The organism is Sphingomonas sp. S6 (assembly GCF_043498045.1).
In the GTDB taxonomy this organism is placed as follows: Bacteria; Pseudomonadota; Alphaproteobacteria; order Sphingomonadales; family Sphingomonadaceae; genus Sphingomonas.
This window is the reverse complement of the sequence record NZ_JBIEOE010000001.1, coordinates 588115-605421: the sequence shown is the minus strand read 5'-3', so window position 1 is coordinate 605421 and position 17307 is coordinate 588115. Positions and strand designations below refer to the sequence as shown.

Here is a 17307-nt window from a genome sequence, read left to right as displayed (position 1 = left end):
TGCAGCTAGTGCGCTGCCGTAAAGCCCTTGGCGATCAGTGCGCGGGTGACGCCGTTGGTCCAGCCAAATCCGTCCTGAAGCGGATATTCGCCACCACCGCCGGGCAGGCGCCGTACAACATTGTACTTTTCGAGCAGCTTGCCGCTGGCGTCATATTCGCGGGTCACGCTCGCCAGCCAATGGGCGGCGATCCGGCGGGCGAGGGCGGTCTCACCATAGCGTTCGAGCCCTGCGATCGCGATCCATTGCAAGGGAGCCCAGCCGTTGGGATCATCCCATTGCTGCCCGGTGTCGACCAGCGTCGTGCGCAACCCGCCCTCGCCGATCAGCGGGGTTAGCGCCTGCGCAGTGGCTCGTGCGCGATCGGGCGTCGCGATGCCGACGAACAGGGGGAAGGCCATCGCCGCGGTGCGGCCGTTGGCGACGGTGCCGGCGTCCAGGTCATAATCGGCATAATAGCCGGCGCCGTTCCAAAGATGGCGGTTGATCGCGACCGCGCGTGCGTCTGCCGCGTTGGTGTAGCGGCTGGCGCAAGGATCGTCGCGCAGCGTCCGGCAGTTCGTCGCGATGCTGCGTTCGAGCCCGTAGAGCAGGCTGTTGAGATCGACGGGGACGACCCGCGTCGTGCGGATCGTTGCCAGCGTCTTGCCATCGGCAAGCCACCGCGAGCTGAAGTCCCATCCGCTCTCCGCGCCCGCGCGCAGGTCGCGATACAGCACCTTCGCATCGCGACCCGGATTGGCCTGAGCGAGCAGCGCGTCCTCGCGATAGCTTTCGTCGCGTGGATCGTCGCGGTCATCCCAATAGCGGTTGAGCAGGCTGCCGTCGTTCAGGCGTACGACGCGCGCGCTGCTCTCGCCGGCACGGAGGCGGTCGGCGCCACGCATCCAGAAGTCGTGCTCGGCCCGCAGCCAGCGCGTGCGCTGCGCCAGCGTATCGGCGCGCTTCGACATGCCGGCGATCAGGTAGAAGAAGGGGGGCTGCGAGCGGCTGAGATAATAGGTGCGCGTGCCGTTGGGGATGCGGCCGTAGCGGTCGAGCAGGCTGCCGAAGTCGACGATCATGTCCTCGACCAGATCTTGCCGGCCTGAGGCTTGCAGGCCCAGCATCGTGAACCAGCTGTCCCAATAATACATTTCGCGAAACCGGCCGCCGGGGACGACGAAGCGTTTCGGCAATGGGAGCGCCGACGAACCCGCGCCGACGCTCGGCAAGGTGCGGGTGAGCTGCGGCCACAGTGCGTCGATATGCGCGGTGAGCGACAGTTTGCCCGAAGGTGGCGGTACGGTAGGCGTGATCGGCAGCGTGAAATTCGCCTGCACGAAGGCTTCGAGCGCCGCGCGATCCTTGCAGGCGCACCGGCGATAGGCGTCCATGATCGCGGCATCGCTGCGGCGCGGTTGGGCGTCGGCGAAGGTCTTCGAATCGGGGAAGACGCGCTGCATCTGCACATCGCGGAAGAGCGCGCCGAAGCGCTGTGCGGGCGACAGCGGCGTGGCGGCGACAAGCAGCGTCGACAAGGTAAGCAGCAGCGGGCGGATCATCATCGGCTCTCCACGATGGTTCTACGGCTCAGCGAGACGCGGCGGGTATGCCGATCGATACGCAGCGCGATCTGATCGTCACCGTCGGCCAGCCGAAGTTCGAAACCGGGCGCGTCGTGCCAGCGGTCTGGCGTCATGACCTCGCCATCGAGCGCGCGCCAATCGGCGTCTGCATAGGCGGTGACCGCGTCCAGCTCGTTGGCCGCGCGAAAGGCGGCGAGGGCGGCGACGAAATCCTCGAGATCGCGATCACGATCCTGCCAGTCGACCCAGCCGATCGCGTTGTCCTGCGCGTAGGCGTTGTTGTTGCCCTGCTGCGTGCGGCCGAATTCGTCGCCGGCCGTCAGCATGATCGTACCGCGCGAGGCGAACAGCGTGGCGAGTAGCGCACGCAGGTCGTCGCCGCGGCGCTGGCGGAGGGTTGGATCGTCGCTCGGCCCCTCGACGCCGTTGTTCCAGCTGAGATTGTCGCCATGGCCATCGCGATTGTCCTCGCCATTGGCGTAATTGTGGCGCTCGGCATAGCTGACGAGATCGGCGAGGGTGAAGCCATCGTGCGCGGCCAGGAAGTTGACGGTGCGCGTGTCGCCGGGGCCGAAGAAGTCCGCTGATCCTGCGATACGGGTGGCCAGGTCACCTGCGCTGCCGTCGCCGCGCCAGAAGCGGCGGACGTCGTCGCGGTAGCGGTCGTTCCACTCCAGCCAGTGCTTGGGGAACTGGCCGAGCTGATAGCCGCCGGGGCCGATGTCCCACGGCTCGGCGATCATGACGCGGCTGGCGAGCAAAGGGTCGGCGGCGATCTCCGCGAAGATCGGCGCATGGGGATCGAAGCCGGGGCCGCGTGCGAGGATCGTCGCGAGGTCGAAACGGAAGCCGTCGACCCCGCACCGGGCGAAATGGCGCAGGCTCTCGAGGATCAGCGCGCGGACCTCCGGTCGGCTGCAATCGAGCGTGTTGCCTGTGCCGGTGTCGTTGACGAGGCTGCCGTCGGGCGCGTGCGCGTAATAGAGCGCCTCATCGAAGCCGCGCAGCGACAGCGTCGGGCCGAGGCGGTCGCTCTCGCCTGTGTGGTTGAAGACGAGGTCGAGGATCACGCCGATCCCGGCGCTACGGAGGGCGGCGACCGTCTCGACCAGTTCGGCGACGCCGCCGGGGGCGAGGCGGGGATCGATCGCCATCGGTACGACCGGATTATAGCCCCAGCTGTTAGTAAGGCCGAGCGGCGGCAGGTGGCGTTCGTCGATCCATGCGACGATCGGCATCAGCTCGATCGCGGCGACCTTCAGCTTCGTGAGATGCGCGATGACAGCGGGATGGGCGAGCGCGGCGATGGTGCCGCGCTGCTGCTCCGGCACGTCCGGGTGCCGCATGGTGAAGCCGCGGACGTTGAGTTCGTATATTAGGCCGCCGGGGGTAAAGAGGGGCGGGGCGACAGGTACGGTAGGGGGCGGCGTGACAACGGCGCGCGGGACCAGCGCGGTCGTATCGATCCCCGGCTCGCCGAGGCGTGGGTCGTAGCGGAACGGCCGGTCGAGCTGGATCGCATAGGGATCGACCAGTAGTTTGGCCGGATCGACCGCCGCGCGATAGCCGTATCGGGTGCCGGCGCCGACGCCTTCGACCTCCGTATGCCAAACGCCGTCCGCACCGGACATGGGTATCCGCCGCTCGCCGGCATCGTCGAACAGGCAAAGCGTAACCGGGGTCGCGCTGCGCACCGCAAACTGGGTGCCGCCGTCCATGACCTCGGCGCCGAGCAACACGCTCACGTGATGACGTCGGGCTCGGTCCGGCCGGTGTGGCGGACGATCCCGGCGATCGCATCCGCCGCAGCGACGATATCGGCCAGCATCTCGCCGGTGTCGCGGTCAAGATCGCCGTCGGCGGGTTCGTAGCGTTCGAGGTAGACGCGCAACGTCGCACCGCTGGTGCCCGTCCCCGACAGGCGGAAGACGACGCGGCTGCCGCCGTCGAACAGGATGCGTACGCCCTGATTCCGGCTGATCGACCCGTCGGTCGGGTCGGTATAGGCGAAGTCGTCGGCCCCAGACACGCGCAGGCCAGCGACCTCAGTGCCGGCAAGCGTATCAAGCTTGCCGCGCAGCTCCGCCATCAGTGCATCGGCGCGATCGCTCTCCACGCCTTCGTAATCATGACGCGCGTAATAGTTGCGGCCGTAGGTCGCCCAGTGATCGCGCGCGATCGCATCAACCGATTGGCCGCGGACAGCGAGGATGTTGAGCCACAGCAGCACCGCCCACAGGCCGTCCTTTTCCCGCACGTGGTCCGACCCGGTGCCCGCGCTTTCCTCACCGCAGATCGTCGCCATGCCGGCGTCGAGCAGATTGCCGAAGAATTTCCACCCCGTGGGCGTTTCGAAGATCCGCAGCCCCTTGGCCGCGGCAACGCGATCGGCGGCGGCGCTGGTCGGCATCGATCGGGCGATGCCCTTCAGCCCCGCAGCATAGCCCGGCGCGAGGTGCGCATTGGCGGCGAGCATCGCGAGGCTGTCGGACGGCGTCACGAACCGGCCGCGGCCGATGATGAGGTTGCGGTCGCCGTCACCGTCCGACGCGGCGCCGAAATCGGGCGCGTCGGGTGCCATCATCGTCTCGTACAATGCGTGGGCGTGGACCAAATTGGGGTCGGGGTGGTGGCCGCCGAAATCCTCCAGCGGCGTGCCGTTGCGCACCGTGCCCTTGGCGAAGCCCAGGCGGTTTTCGAGGATTTCGGTCGCGTAGGGGCCGGTGACGGCGCTCATTGCGTCGAATGCCATGGTCAGGCCGGCGGCACGGATCGCATCGAAGTCGAACAGTCGCTCCATCAGGACGGCATAATCGGCGACCGGATCGACGATCTCGACGGTCATATTGCCGACCTGCGTTTCGCCGATCGTGTCGAGGTCGACGTCCGCCGCGTCGACGGTCAGCCAGCGGTCGATGACCTTGGTGCGCTGGTACAGCGCCTCGGTCACGCTTTCGGGCGCGGGGCCGCCATTGGCGATATTGTACTTGATCCCAAAATCCTCGGTCGGGCCGCCGGGATTGTGGCTCGCGGAAAGCACGAGGCCGCCCAGCGCCTTGCGGATGCGGATCATGTTGCTGGCGGCGGGCGTCGACAGGATGCCACCGCGGCCGATCACCGCCCGGCCGAAGCCATTGGCGGCGGCGATGCGGATCGCCTTCTGGATCACCTCGCGATTGAGGAAGCGGCCGTCGCCGCCGATCACCAGTGTCGCGCCTTGCTTGCCGTCGATGACGTCGAACACCGACTGGACGAAATTCTCGGCGTAATTGGGTTGCTGGAACACCGTCACCTTTTTGCGGAGGCCCGAGGTGCCGGGCTTCTGGTCGGTGTAGGGCTGGGTCGGGCAGGTGCGGATCATGCGTGTCCTGTCAGGGTCTTGTAGAGGTCGGCGTAACGGCGGCCGCTTTGGCCCCATGAGAAATCGGCGCGCATCCCGTTGCGCTGGAGGACGCACCATAGATCGGGGCGGGCATAAGCGGCAATCGCGCGGCGGATCGCGTGCGCAAGCGTATGATAGCCGGTCTCGCCATGCTGGAAGCCGGTGGCGACGCCGGCGGCGAGGGCCGCTTCGTTGGCATCGATGACCGTGTCGGCAAGACCGCCCGTGCGGGAGACGATCGGCACGCACCCATAAGCGAGGCCGTACAGCTGGGTCAGGCCGCAGGGTTCGAAGCGCGACGGGATCAGAATGGCGTCGGCACCACCCTGCAGCAGATGCGACAGCGGCTCGTCATAGCCGATCTGCACGCCGACTCGGCCGGGATACCGCGCGGCGGCGGCGAGGAATGCCGCCTCAAGATGCGCGTCGCCCGATCCGAGCAGCGCCAACCGTCCGCCGAGCGCGACGATTTCGTCGAGGCATTGCGTCAGGACGTCCATGCCCTTCTGCCACGTCAGGCGGCTGATGACGGTAAACAGGGGGCCATCCCCCGCTTCCAATCCGAATACGCCCTCGATCGCACGCTTGTTCGCCTTCCGCCGGCCCAGCGCGCGGGCCGTGTAGCGGCTGGGTAGGGCGGTGTCGGTTTCCGGGTTCCAAACCGCGGGGTCGATACCGTTGACGATGCCATGGACGCGGTCGCGCCGGGCTTCGATCAAACCTTCCAGCCCCATGCCGAAGCGGCCCTCGCGAATTTCGGCCGCATAGGTCGGGCTGACGGTGGTGATCGCGTCGGCGGCGGCGAGGCCTGCCTTCAGAAAGCCGACGCCGCCATAATATTCGACGCCGTCGATCGCATAGGCCATCGCGGGCAGGCCGAGGTCGGCAAAGACCTCCGCTCCGAACTGGCCCTGGAAGGCGATGTTGTGGACGGTCATCACGCTCGCCGGGCGGTGATCGGCGTGGAGGAAGCGGAGATAGGCGGGCGCCATGGCCGCCTGCCAGTCATGGGCGTGGAGCAGATCGAAGCGATAGCCGGGGATCACGCCCGCTGCGATTTCGGCGGCCGCGAAGGCGAACGCCGCGAACCGCTGCCAGTCGTCGGTCTGGCCATACAGGCCGCCGGGTCGTGCGAACAATTCGGGTGCGTCGAGCACCAGCAGCGGATGCTCGCCGATGTGCGACGCCAGCAGTCGCGCTTCAACGCCGAGCAGGTCGGGCCAGCGGTGAGCGACCGTCGCACCTTTCACCGCCTTGGCGAGCGCGGGATAGCCGGGCAGCAGGGTGGTCGTCGCGATGCCGTGTGGGCTAAGTGCGTCGGGCAGCGCGCCAACGACGTCCGCCAGCCCGCCGGTCTTCACCAGCGGGTAGGCTTCCGACGCGACCGAGAGGACCGATAGGGTCACAGCGCCAAGCGGTCGATCATCGGTTGGGTGATCAGGCAGATGCCCTTGTCGGTCCGGCGGAAGCGACGGCTGTCGAGTTCCGGATCCTCGCCGACGATGAGCCCGTCCGGAATGACGACGCCACGATCGAGCACCACGCGCTTCAACCGGGCGCCCCGGCCGATGTGGCAATAGGGAAGGACCACGGCCTCGTCCAAAGCAGAGAAGCTGTGCGCGCGCACGCCCGTCGACAACAAGCTGCGATGGATCGACGAGCCCGACACGATGCAATTGCCCGACACCAAGCTCGATACCGCCGACCCGCGTCGGCCCTCCTCGTCATGGACGAACTTGGCGGGCGGCGTGATCTCCGAATAGGTCCAGATGGGCCATTCGTGATCATAGACGTCGAGCTGGGGAATAACATCGGTGAGGTCGATATTTGCCTCCCAATAGGCGTCGACCGTTCCCACGTCGCGCCAATAGGCGGCGGGTTCTTCGCTCGTCCGGACGCAGCTTGCCGAGAAGCGATGCGCCTGCGCCTTGCCATGCTGGACGAGGTAAGGGATGATGTCCTTGCCGAAATCGCGCGCGGAACCGGGCGTATCGGCATCGCGGCGCAGCTGTTCGATCAGGAACTTGGTGCGGAAGACGTAGATGCCGAGGCTGGCAAGCGCGATGTCGGGCTGGCCGGGGATCGACGGCGGATCGGCGGGCTTTTCGACGAAGTCGATGATCCGGTCGGTCTCATCGACGTGCATCACGCCGAACGCGACCGCCTCCATCCGCGGCACCTCCATGCACGCGACGGTGACGTCGGCGCCACTGTCGCAATGCTGCTGGAGCATCACCTCGTAATCCATCTTGTAGATGTGATCGCCGGCCAGGATCACCATATACTCGACGTCATACGCCTCGATGATGTCGATGTTCTGATAAACCGCGTCGGCGGTGCCTTCATACCATTGGAACTCGCTGATACGCTGGCTGGCGGGCAGGATGTCGAAGCTCTCGTTGCGTTCGGGGCGCAGGAAGTTCCAGCCGCGCTGCAAGTGGCGGATCAGCGAATGCGCCTTATACTGTGTCGCGACGCCGATGCGACGGATACCCGAATTGATCGCGTTCGACAGCGCGAAATCGATGATCCGGCTCTTGCCACCGAAATAGACCGCGGGCTTCGCGCGCGTGTCGGTCAGCTCCATCAGCCGGCTGCCGCGCCCGCCCGCCAGCACATAGGCCATCGCATCGCGCGATAGCGGCTGTCCTCGTCTGTCTACCACCGGCATCCTCCTATTCTTTGTGACGTCGATCGTCCTGCCCCTGGATCGGTCAACCGTCGTATTGCAGCATGATCGTCGCAAGCGGCGGCAACGTGACCCACGCCGCGCCATCCTTCGCGTCGACACCTCCCATATTGCCAAGGCCAGAGCCCCAATATGGGTGCGCGTCGGAATTGATGATCTCGCGCCAGCGCCCGTCGTTTGGGAGCGGCACGCGATAGGGTGCGCGCGCGACCGGCGTCAGGTTAGCGATCACCGCCACGGGCTTCTCGCCCGGCGCCTTGCGCAGCCAGGCGAAAACCGAATTGGCGGCATCATCGCCGATCAGCCATTCGAAACCCTCGCCCTCGCAGTCGCGCGCATGCAGCGCGGGTATCTCGCGATACAGGCGGTTGAGGTCGCGGACGAGATTGCGAATTCCCTCGTGCGACGACGAACAGCGCAAATGCCAGTCGAGCGCACGATCCTCGCTCCACTCCTGTCGCTGCGCGAACTCCTGGCCCATGAACAACAGCTTCTTGCCGGGATAGCCCCACATGAAGGCGTAATAGGCGCGCAGGTTCGCGAACTGCTGCCAGTCGTCGCCGGCCATCTTGGCGAGCAGCGACCCCTTGCCGTGAACGACCTCGTCGTGGCTGAGCGGCAGTACGAAATTCTCGTCGAAGGCATAGACCAAGCCGAAGGTAATCTCGCCATGGTGGTGCCGCCGATGGATCGGTTCGCGCGCGAAATACTGGAGCGTGTCGTGCATCCAGCCCATGTTCCACTTGAAGCCGAAGCCTAGATTGGTGCGCGGCCCGTCGTCGAAAGCGGGGGTGGAGACGCCCGGCCAACTGGTCGATTCCTCGGCGACGGTGAACACGCCGTCACGCTTGCCGTACACTGCGCGGTTCATGTCGCGCAGGAAATGCACGGCCTCCCAATTCTCGCGGCCACCCTCGTCGTTCGGGATCCATTCGCCGGCCTTGCGGCTGTAGTCGCGGTACAGCATGGAGGCCACGGCATCCACGCGCAACCCGTCGACGTGATAGCGTTCGGTCCAGAACAAGGCGTTGTTGATCAGGAAGCTGCGCACCTCGCGCCGCCCGAAATTGTAGATCGCGGTGTTCCAATCGGGGTGGAAGCCCAGACGCGGATCTTCGTGTTCGTATAGCGCGGTGCCGTCAAACCGGGCGAGGCCGTGGACGTCGACGGGGAAGTGGGCCGGCACCCAATCGAGCAGCACGCCGATACCCGCCCGGTGCGCACCATCGACGAAACGCGTGAAGCCGTCCGGGTCGCCGAAGCGCGCGGAGGGCGCATATAGTCCGGTGGTCTGGTAACCCCATGACGGATCATAGGGGTGTTCGCTGATCGGCATGAATTCGATGTGGGTGAAACCCATGTCGACGACATAGGGGATCAACCGATCGGCCAGTGCATCCCACGAGAGATACCAACCGTTTTCGTCACGATCCCAGCTGCCGGCGTGGACCTCATAGATGCTCATCGGCACGCGCCGCGGGTCGAGGCTCGACCAGCCGTCGCGATGCGCGGTGTCGCCCCAGGCGTGCGTCAACGGCGCGGTGGTGATCGACGCGGTCTTCGGGCGCAGCTCGGACTGGAAGGCGAAGGGGTCGGCCTTCAGCGGTTGCAGTATGCCGTCCGGCCCTATGATCGCGAACTTGTAGCTGCGGCCCGCACCAATATCGGGCAGGAAAATCTCCCACACGCCGATGTCGGCGCGGCGACGCATGACGTGGCGGGTGTCGTTCCAATCGTTGAAGTCGCCGACGACCGAGACGCGCTGCGCATTGGGAGCCCAGACGGCGAAGTGCATGCCGCTCGCTCCCTGATGCTCGATCAGATGCGCGCCCATCTTGTCGTAGAGGCGGAAGTGCGAACCCTCTGCGATCAGATAATCATCGGTGGGGCCGAGCACGGGGCCGAAGCTGTACGGGTCCGTCACCCACCATTCGGCGCCATAGCCCTGCGCCCTGTACTTCACCGGCTGAGGATCGCCGTTGATCGCGCCTTCGAACAGGCCGGCGTCATCGACGCGCTGCACATCGCCGAGCGACGTGCCCGACAGGTCATACGCCTCTGCCGTTTCCGCGCCGGGGATCAACGTGCGCGCGAACGTGCCGTTCGGACCGGCGAAGACACCCAGCAGCGAAAAGGGATCGTCGTGGCGCCCGGCGAGCAGGGCAGCGATGGCGCCACGCGGCGGCTTCACATCACGTTCCAGATGTCGCGCGCATATTCGCCGATCGTGCGGTCGGACGAGAACCAGCCCATGTTGGCGACATTGAGCACGGCCGACCGGCCCCATGCCGCGGGATCGCTCCAGCGCGCGTCGACTATGCGTTGCGCGGCAGCATAGCCGTCAAAGTCGGCGGCCAGCATGAACCAGTCGTGATCGCGAATGCCGTCCATCAGTCCCCCGTAACGATTTGGATCGTCTGGAGAAAACACACCAGAGGCGATTGCGTTCACCGCCTGCGCCAATTCGCGCGACGCACCGATGGCGTCATTGCCGCGATAGCCGCTGGCACGCTTTTCGGCGACCTCCTCCGCCGTGAGGCCGAAAATGAAGATATTGTTCGCGCCGACATGGTCGCGGATCTCGATATTCGCGCCGTCGAGCGTGCCGATCGTCAGCGCGCCGTTGAGCGCGAACTTCATGTTGCCGGTGCCGGATGCCTCCATGCCCGCGGTCGAAATCTGTTCGGACAGGTCGGCCGCCGGGATGATGCGCTCGGCAAGGCTGACGTTGTAATTGGGGACGAACGCGACCTTCAGCAGATCGCCGACTGCGGGGTCGGCGTTGATCCGCTTGGCAACGTCGTTCGCCAGTTTGATGATGAGTTTGGCGTTGTGATAGCTCGACGCGGCCTTGCCGGCGAACAGCTTGACGCGCGGCGTCCAGTCGCGCTCCGGGTGGCTGCGGATCTGGTCGTACAGCGCGACAGTCTCGACGATGCCGAGCAACTGGCGCTTGTATTCGTGGATGCGCTTGATCTGCACGTCGAAGATCGCATCGGGATCGAGCTTCAGCTCCATCGTGTCATGCAAATACTGACTGAGCGCCACCTTGTTCGCGCGCTTCACGGCGGCAAAGCGTTCGCGGAAGCCTGTATCGTCGGCGAATGGGGCCAGCGCGGTCAGCGCCTGCGCATCGTCGCGGAAGTCGCCGCCGATCGAACTTTCGATCAGATCGGTCAGTCCGGCATTGCACTGCTGCAGCCAGCGGCGCGGGGTGATGCCGTTGGTCTTGTTGTTGATCCGATCGGGGTAGAGACGGTGGAGGTCGGCGAAGACCGTCTTCTTCATCAGATCGGTGTGCAGCGCCGCGACGCCGTTGACGCTGTGGCTGCCCGCAAAGGCGAGGTTCGCCATGCGGACGCGACGCTCGCCGCCCTCATCGATCAGGCTGATCGCGGCGATCGCGTGATCGTCGGCACCGCTTTCGCGTGCCTCGCGCAGCAGCTTGGCATTGATCGCATAGACCAATTGCATGTGCCGCGGCAGCAGCCGTTCGAACAGCGGCAGCGGCCAGCTTTCCAGCGCCTCGGGCAGCAACGTGTGGTTCGTGTAGCCGAAGGTCTTGCGGGTGATCTCCCAAGCCTCGTCGAAGGTCAGGCCGTGGAAATCCTTCAGCAGCCGCATCAGTTCGGCGACCGAGACCGCGGGGTGCGTGTCGTTGAGCTGGATTGCCGCCTTGTCCGGCAGCGTGCGGATGTCGCCGAAATATTGGACGTGGCGCCGGACGATGTCCTGGATCGAGGCGGACGAGAAGAAATATTCCTGCCGAAGCCGCAGTTCCTGGCCCGCGGGCGTGCTGTCGTTGGGGTAGAGGACGCGGGTCAGCGTTTCCGCGCGAAGCTGCCCAGCCAGCGCGCCTTCGAAATCGCCGGCGTTGAACTGGTCGAGCTTGATCGGGTCGAAGGCGCGGGCGTTCCATAGCCGTAGCGTGTTGACGCGCTTGCCTCGCCAGCCGACCATCGGCGTGTCGAAGGCGACCGCCTCCACCGCTTCGGCGGGCGACCAGTGGCTGCGGCCGTCGGCCAGCGCCGTCACCTCGCCGCCGAAGCCGACGAAATAGGCGCTTTCCCGCCGCTCGAACTCCCACGGGTTGCCGTGCGCGAGCCAGGTTTCGGGCAGCTCGACCTGCCAGCCGTCGTCCAGCCGCTGGCGGAACATGCCGTTCACGTAGCGGATGCCATAGCCATAGGCCGGCAGGTCGAGGCTCGCGAGGCTTTCCATGAAACACGCGGCCAGCCGCCCGAGGCCGCCGTTGCCGAGTGCCGCGTCGGGCTCGATCTCTTCGATCACCGCAAGGTCTACACCGAGCGAATTGAGCGCCTGCGCGACCTCATCATTGTGACGCAGGTTTGACAGCGCATCGCGTAGCAGCCGACCGATCAGGAATTCGAGGCTGAGATAATAGACCCGCTTCGCACCCGCCGCATGCGCTTCCTTTGTGGAGCGCATCCAGCGTTCGATGATCTCGTTACGCAGCGTGAAGATCGTTGCCGCCAGCCAATCGTGCGGGCGGGCGGCCTGCCTGTCCTTGCCGATGCGATGGACGAGAGTATCGACGATTTCGTTAGCGAGGTCGGGGGCAAGCGCATGGGTCTGCGCAGGGGTCGGTGCGGCAGCTGGTTCGGTCACGATCGATCCGGGGAAGAAGAGGGATACGCTGCCGTAACTAAACGATAGGCGCCGACGAAAGTCACCCTTTAAATGGCCGAAGTGGCATCACAGCATGCCAACCAGCAGCGTCAGGTTGAGCCCGATGATGATCGCAGCGATGAACCAAGCGAGCAGGCGCAACCAGCGCGGGCTGACGAAGCGGCCCATGACGCGCGACTGGCCGGTAAACATGACCAGCGGCACGACGGCGAAGGGCAGTTGCAAGCTGAGGATCACCTGGCTCAGCACCAGCAGCCGGGTCGCGCCACCGTCTCCGCTCGCGCCGACGACGATCACCGCCGGCACGATCGCGAGTAACCGCGTGACGAGGCGGCGCAGCCAGACGGGCAGGCGGAGTTGCAGGAAGCCCTCCATCACGATCTGCCCGGCGAGCGTGCCGGTGACGGTGGAATTCTGGCCCGAGGCCAGCAGCGCAATGCCGAATACGACGCTCGCCGCACCGACGCCCATCATAGGGGCGAGCAGGCGATAGGCCTCGTCGATCTCGGCGACTTCGGTGCGGCCCGCCGTGTGGAAGACCGCCGCCGCGGTCACGAGGATGGCAGCGTTGATGAAGAAAGCGAGACCCAGCGCGATCGTGCCGTCGATGGTCGCCATTCGCGCCGCCTCGGCCTTGCCGGCGTCGGTGGGCTCGAAGGCGCGCGTCTGGACGATCGAGGAATGGAGGTAGAGGTTGTGCGGCATCACCGTCGCGCCAAGGATGCCGATCGCGAGGTACAATTTGGTTGGATCGGTGACGATCCCGGGGCTGGGGATGAGCCCCGCGAGCATCGCGCCGACGTCCGGCTTTGCATGGAACAGCTCAAACGCGAAGCAGCCCGCGATGATGACGAGCAGCGCGATGATAAACGCTTCGATCTTGCGGAAGCCATAGCGTTGCAGCGCAAGGATCAGGAACACGTCGAGCGCGGTCAGGATCACGCCCCAGACCAGCGGGATACCGAACAGCAGCTTCAGCGCGATTGCCGTGCCCAGCACCTCGGCCAGGTCGCAGGCGATGATCGCGACCTCCGCCAAGGCCCAGAGCGCGAACGACACTGGCCGGCTGAAATAGGCCCGGCATGCCTGTGCGAGATCGAGGCCAGAGGCGACGCCCAGTCGTGCCGACAGCGCCTGCAACACGATCGCCATCAGGTTCGACAGCAGAATGACCGACAGCAGGGTATAACCGAAGGCCGAACCGCCCGCGATGTCGGTCGCCCAATTGCCGGGGTCCATATAGCCGACGGCGACGAGGAAGCCCGGCCCCATGAACGCCGCCAGCCGCCGCCAGCCTGATCCACCGGTGGGCACCGAGACGCTGCGATGGCTGCCGATCAGCGACGGCGAGGGCGAGGTGGCGGGGGGCGTCATCCCCGCGGTCTGTGCGGCAACCGCGCCACGACCGCAAGTGTCGCACGCGATGTGAAAAAATTCGTCGCTCGCCCGCTCGGCGATCGGGTCAGACGGCCTTGATCGTCAGGTAGACCAAGGTTTGGGTCAGCAACATATAAGCGATCTCACCGAACGACATCGGCCCGGCGACATCCCCGGTGCGCTTCCCCGCAAGACCGGCATAATTGTAATTGAGGATGCAGTTACAGGCGAAGGCCAGCGTGTCCTGCCCTTCGCCGAGCTGCTGCACGAACAGCGTCTCATAATCCCCGATCGGCTTGGCGAAGCGATAGGTGATATGGGGGAATACGGGCGCGAAGAAGGTGACGTGCCCGGTGTCTGGCGCGATGCTGGCCGTCGCGACATTGATCATCGCGCCGTTATAGTCGGCGACGAGCGGCAGCCGGGTGTCGATGCCATGCTCCGCGATATGATCGACCAGCCGCTTGCGAACGCCATCGACGTGAACGTGTTCGACGGTGAAACCGGTATCGCCGCCCTCGTTATCGCCGAAGGTCAGCGCGGGTCCGTCACCGGGTTCGAACAGGTTGACGATATCGACGTCGGCATAATGGCTACCTGGTAGCGCGACGTGCATGACCACGGCGTCCGTGCCTGACATCTGCCCGGTGGCGCCATCGAACACTTTGGGACTGTCGGTGTCGAGACGATCGAGCGCGGCTCCCGTGACCCAGCCCACGAGAGGGCGGCGGAACACTCCGGGCCATTCCCCACTGCGCAGCGCGAACGCCTGATGCGCCGGGCTCTGCGACGGCAGCAGGATGACGGTAAAGCCGTTGTCGGGGCCGTCGTCCGCCAGCGTCGACAGCGCGTCGGTCGGCAGCATGTGTTGCGCATGAACGTCCGCCATGTCCGGCAGGCGTTGCACGAAAATGCGGTCGCGATCGAAGGTGCCGCCGTCTTCATGCGTCATGAAATAGGGGATGGTGCCGCCGATCCACCGGCCCCGCGGCAGCGCGGCGAGCAGGTGCTCCTCACCGGCCAGCAGCAGTGCATCGCCAGCGGCGATCATGGCGCCAACCTCGTCGACGCTGTGCAGCGAGCGGGGGGCGGCTGACTGATGCAGGCTATCGGTCATCGCGCGCTCGCCTCTGCGATGGTGTCGTAATCGGGGCCGGCGAACCGGGCGTTGTCGCGGAAAAAATTGCGCAATTCGTCGATGATCGTCGCCTTTTCGGCGGACCCGTCCTGATACGCGTGGCTCAACCGGATCATCAGGATCCTCAGCGCGAGACAGCGGTAGCTCGGCTTGATCTCCCCAGACAGCAACCGGTGCCAAAGGGGATCGGTCGCCGACGCAATGTCGACTGCTGTTGTCATCAGACTGCTCTCACGCATCGTGCCTCTTGCCCGGCAGCCCTATATTGATGTGGGTTAATATTCAGTAGTCGGCCGATCGTGTCCGGCAGGCACGCCCTTACACCGGCGCGGCATCGACATCCGGTCCGGCGCCATAATGGTGCCAGGTGAAGATTGCGAGCGCGCCGCGATGCGGTCGCCAAGCCTCCGCAAGCGCGCGGACCTGTTTTTCGGACGGGCGGGCGTCATGACCCAGCAGGCGCCCGACCTCGATCTGCACGGCCAGATCGCCGGCGGGCCAGATGTCGGGGCGTCCCTCCGCAAACAGCAAATAGATTTCGGCCGACCAGCGCCCGATCCCCTTTACGCGGACGAGTTGCGCGATCGCCTCCTCGTCATCGTCGGGCAGCGCGTCGAGGTTCAGCCGGCCGCTCGTTACCTCTTCGGCCAGGCTGCGGGCATAGCCGGCCTTCTGGCGCGACAGGCCGGCGGCGCGCAGCGTCTCGTCGCTGGCGGCGAGGATCGTATGCGGATCGCCCGGATCGCCGACCAGTGATTCCAGCTTTCGGTACACGGCGTTGGCCGACGCAACGCTGACCTGCTGGCCGAGGATCGTGCGCAAGAGCGTGATATAGCCCCGCGCCCGCAGGCGCGGTGGCGGATAGCCGACGCGCGCAAGCCCTGCGGCGAAGGCGGGTTCGGCAGCGGCAAGGGCGTCCATGCTCGCGCGGATTTGCTCGGCGCTCAGGCCCATGCTTGATCCTGGGGCGGTGGCGAGGCATGGCCCGCGGCAACTCTAGGGGAGATTATCATGCCCAAGCTTATCGTCGTCACGCGCGAGGGGGAAGAACGCGAAATCAACGGCGAGGCCGGTTTGTCGGTGATGGAGGTCATCCGCGACGCCGGTATCGACGAATTGCTGGCGCTGTGCGGGGGCTGCTGCAGCTGCGCAACCTGCCACGTGCATGTTGATCCCGCCTTCGCCGAGCGGCTGCCGGCGATGAGCCCGGACGAGGACGACCTGCTCGATTCGAGCGACGAGCGCAACGCGACCTCACGCCTGTCGTGCCAGCTGCCGTTCACCGATGCGCTCGATGGCCTGAAGGTGACGATCGCCGGCGAGGATTGAGGAGCACGGCATCCCAAAGTCGTCATTCCCGCGCAGGCGGGGATGACGACATTCAAATGGCCTTACCGTGCCGCGACCGCGTACAGCGCGATCGCCGCGGCATTCGAGACGTTCAGGCTCTCCACCTTGTCGCTGATCGGCAGCGTGGCGAGTTCGTCGCAATGCGCCTCGGTATTCTGGCGCATGCCTTCGCCTTCCGCGCCGAGCACGATACAGATGCGCTGCGTGCCCATCGCCTCGGCCAGCGTCTGATCGGCGTGGCCGGTCAGGCCGATGCGCCAGAAGCCGGCTTCGGCAATCTCTTCCAGCGCGCGCGCCAGATTGACGACGCGGCACCACGGCACCATCTCCAGCGCACCTGATGCCGAACGGGCGACCGTGCCGCTTTCGGGCGGCGCGTGCCGGTCCTGCGTCACGATACCCAGCGCGTCGAACGCCGCTGCCGAGCGCAGGATCGCGCCGACGTTGTGCGGGTCGGTGACTTGGTCGAGCACGATCAGCGGGCGATTGTCGTCCTTGCCCTCCATCAGCAGGTCGGCCAGCCACATCTCCTCAAGCGGCTCGACCTCGGCGACGAGGCCCTGGTGCGGCGCGTCCGATGGCACCAGCCGGCCGAGGTCCGCGGCGTCGGCATAGACGACCGGCATCGCGGGCGGCAGATCCAGCGACGACAACGCCTCGCGGGTGCCCCAGATTTTGCGCACGGTGCGGTTGGGGTTGGCGAGTGCCGCCGTCACCGGGTGGCGGCCCCAGAATTTGGGGCGATTGGCGGTGCCCGTCGACGGGCGATGGCCGCGGCGCGCCATCAGCGCATACCGCCGCAAACGGAGAGGAAGGGGGCGTAAGTCATCGCCGGCCTGCTAGGCCGCGACGGCGGAGCACGCAAGCTGGTGTAGCTTATGCACAGTTTTGTGGGCAAAGCGGCGTTGACAGGCGCGTCGCCCCACGCCAATAGGCCGCCTCGCTTCGGCGAAGCTCCCATCTGGACAGGTGGCCGAGTGGTTAAAGGCAGCAGACTGTAAATCTGCCCGTGCAAGCGTACGCTGGTTCGAATCCAGCCCTGTCCACCACCTTCCCCAGACGGGGAAGGCCGATCCCGCCGCCGGATCACGCCTCATCATCTATCGATACATTGTGCGTCACTGGATGCCGGCGACGTCTCTCGATGCGCCGA

13 protein-coding genes and 1 tRNA gene are annotated in these 17307 nt (G+C 65.9%); 2 read left to right on the top strand and 12 right to left on the bottom strand.

The window, feature by feature from the left end:
• Positions 1-5 precede the first annotated feature (5 nt).
• From treA to ACGVWT_RS02685, 11 genes are all read right to left on the bottom strand, one after another.
• Entirely contained in the window at positions 6-1547 is a 1542-nt protein-coding gene (treA, locus tag ACGVWT_RS02735; RefSeq protein ID WP_315461156.1) for an alpha,alpha-trehalase TreA, read from the bottom strand.
• Positions 1544-3313 (bottom strand): glycogen debranching protein GlgX, encoded by a 1770-nt coding sequence (gene glgX, locus ACGVWT_RS02730; protein WP_315461157.1) that lies wholly within the window; start codon positions 3311-3313, stop codon positions 1544-1546. The genes treA and glgX overlap by 4 nt, the downstream gene beginning before the upstream one ends.
• Positions 3310-4929 (bottom strand): alpha-D-glucose phosphate-specific phosphoglucomutase, encoded by a 1620-nt coding sequence (locus ACGVWT_RS02725; protein WP_315461158.1) that lies wholly within the window; start codon positions 4927-4929, stop codon positions 3310-3312. Before ACGVWT_RS02725 ends, glgX begins: the two co-directional genes overlap by 4 nt.
• Complete coding sequence (gene glgA / locus ACGVWT_RS02720; protein ID WP_315461159.1) at positions 4926-6356, bottom strand: glycogen synthase GlgA; 1431 nt, start codon at positions 6354-6356, stop codon at positions 4926-4928. The genes ACGVWT_RS02725 and glgA overlap by 4 nt, the downstream gene beginning before the upstream one ends.
• Positions 6353-7615: a glucose-1-phosphate adenylyltransferase gene (glgC, locus tag ACGVWT_RS02715; protein ID WP_257785364.1), complete on the bottom strand. Its 1263-nt coding sequence runs from the start codon at positions 7613-7615 to the stop codon at positions 6353-6355. Before glgC ends, glgA begins: the two co-directional genes overlap by 4 nt.
• 49 nt (positions 7616-7664) lie before the next feature.
• Complete coding sequence (gene glgB, locus ACGVWT_RS02710; protein ID WP_315461160.1) at positions 7665-9830, bottom strand: 1,4-alpha-glucan branching protein GlgB; 2166 nt, start codon at positions 9828-9830, stop codon at positions 7665-7667.
• The gene (locus ACGVWT_RS02705; protein ID WP_315461161.1) at positions 9827-12268 is read right to left on the bottom strand and encodes a glycogen/starch/alpha-glucan phosphorylase; all 2442 of its coding nucleotides are present in this window, start codon (positions 12266-12268) and stop codon (positions 9827-9829) included. Before ACGVWT_RS02705 ends, glgB begins: the two co-directional genes overlap by 4 nt.
• A gap of 87 nt (positions 12269-12355) precedes the next feature.
• Positions 12356-13663 (bottom strand): Nramp family divalent metal transporter, encoded by a 1308-nt coding sequence (locus ACGVWT_RS02700; RefSeq protein WP_315461162.1) that lies wholly within the window; start codon positions 13661-13663, stop codon positions 12356-12358.
• An 88-nt stretch (positions 13664-13751) separates the two neighbouring features.
• On the bottom strand, positions 13752-14783 hold the full coding sequence (locus ACGVWT_RS02695; protein WP_315461163.1) for a DUF6976 family protein: 1032 nt from the start codon (positions 14781-14783) through the stop codon (positions 13752-13754).
• The gene (locus tag ACGVWT_RS02690) at positions 14780-15025 is read right to left on the bottom strand and encodes a hypothetical protein (protein ID WP_315461164.1); all 246 of its coding nucleotides are present in this window, start codon (positions 15023-15025) and stop codon (positions 14780-14782) included. The genes ACGVWT_RS02695 and ACGVWT_RS02690 overlap by 4 nt, the downstream gene beginning before the upstream one ends.
• A gap of 97 nt (positions 15026-15122) precedes the next feature.
• The gene (locus tag ACGVWT_RS02685) at positions 15123-15758 is read right to left on the bottom strand and encodes a DNA-3-methyladenine glycosylase (RefSeq protein ID WP_315461165.1); all 636 of its coding nucleotides are present in this window, start codon (positions 15756-15758) and stop codon (positions 15123-15125) included.
• A gap of 57 nt (positions 15759-15815) precedes the next feature.
• Here ACGVWT_RS02685 and ACGVWT_RS02680 point away from each other — a divergent pair, with 57 nt between their 5' ends.
• Complete coding sequence (locus ACGVWT_RS02680) at positions 15816-16133, top strand: 2Fe-2S iron-sulfur cluster-binding protein (RefSeq protein ID WP_315461166.1); 318 nt, start codon at positions 15816-15818, stop codon at positions 16131-16133.
• A 62-nt stretch (positions 16134-16195) separates the two neighbouring features.
• Here ACGVWT_RS02680 and rlmB read toward each other — a convergent pair whose 3' ends face one another.
• The gene (rlmB, locus tag ACGVWT_RS02675) at positions 16196-16939 is read right to left on the bottom strand and encodes a 23S rRNA (guanosine(2251)-2'-O)-methyltransferase RlmB (protein ID WP_315461167.1); all 744 of its coding nucleotides are present in this window, start codon (positions 16937-16939) and stop codon (positions 16196-16198) included.
• A 178-nt stretch (positions 16940-17117) separates the two neighbouring features.
• Here rlmB and ACGVWT_RS02670 point away from each other — a divergent pair.
• Positions 17118-17203 (top strand) — tRNA-Tyr (locus ACGVWT_RS02670).
• The last annotated feature ends 104 nt before the right edge of the window (positions 17204-17307 follow it).

Excerpts from the sequence above, each read along its gene's own strand:
- treA (WP_315461156.1), bottom strand. The coding sequence starts at position 1,547 with ATGATGATCCGCCCGCTGCTGCTTACCTTGTCGACGCTGCTTGTCGCC.
- ACGVWT_RS02725 (WP_315461158.1), bottom strand. The coding sequence starts at position 4,929 with ATGATCCGCACCTGCCCGACCCAGCCCTACACCGACCAGAAGCCCGGC.
- ACGVWT_RS02700 (WP_315461162.1), bottom strand. The coding sequence starts at position 13,663 with ATGACGCCCCCCGCCACCTCGCCCTCGCCGTCGCTGATCGGCAGCCAT.
- ACGVWT_RS02695 (WP_315461163.1), bottom strand. The coding sequence starts at position 14,783 with ATGACCGATAGCCTGCATCAGTCAGCCGCCCCCCGCTCGCTGCACAGC.
- ACGVWT_RS02690 (WP_315461164.1), bottom strand. The coding sequence starts at position 15,025 with ATGACAACAGCAGTCGACATTGCGTCGGCGACCGATCCCCTTTGGCAC.
- ACGVWT_RS02685 (WP_315461165.1), bottom strand. The coding sequence starts at position 15,758 with ATGGGCCTGAGCGCCGAGCAAATCCGCGCGAGCATGGACGCCCTTGCC.
- ACGVWT_RS02680 (WP_315461166.1), top strand. The coding sequence starts at position 15,816 with ATGCCCAAGCTTATCGTCGTCACGCGCGAGGGGGAAGAACGCGAAATC.
- rlmB (WP_315461167.1), bottom strand. The coding sequence starts at position 16,939 with ATGGCGCGCCGCGGCCATCGCCCGTCGACGGGCACCGCCAATCGCCCC.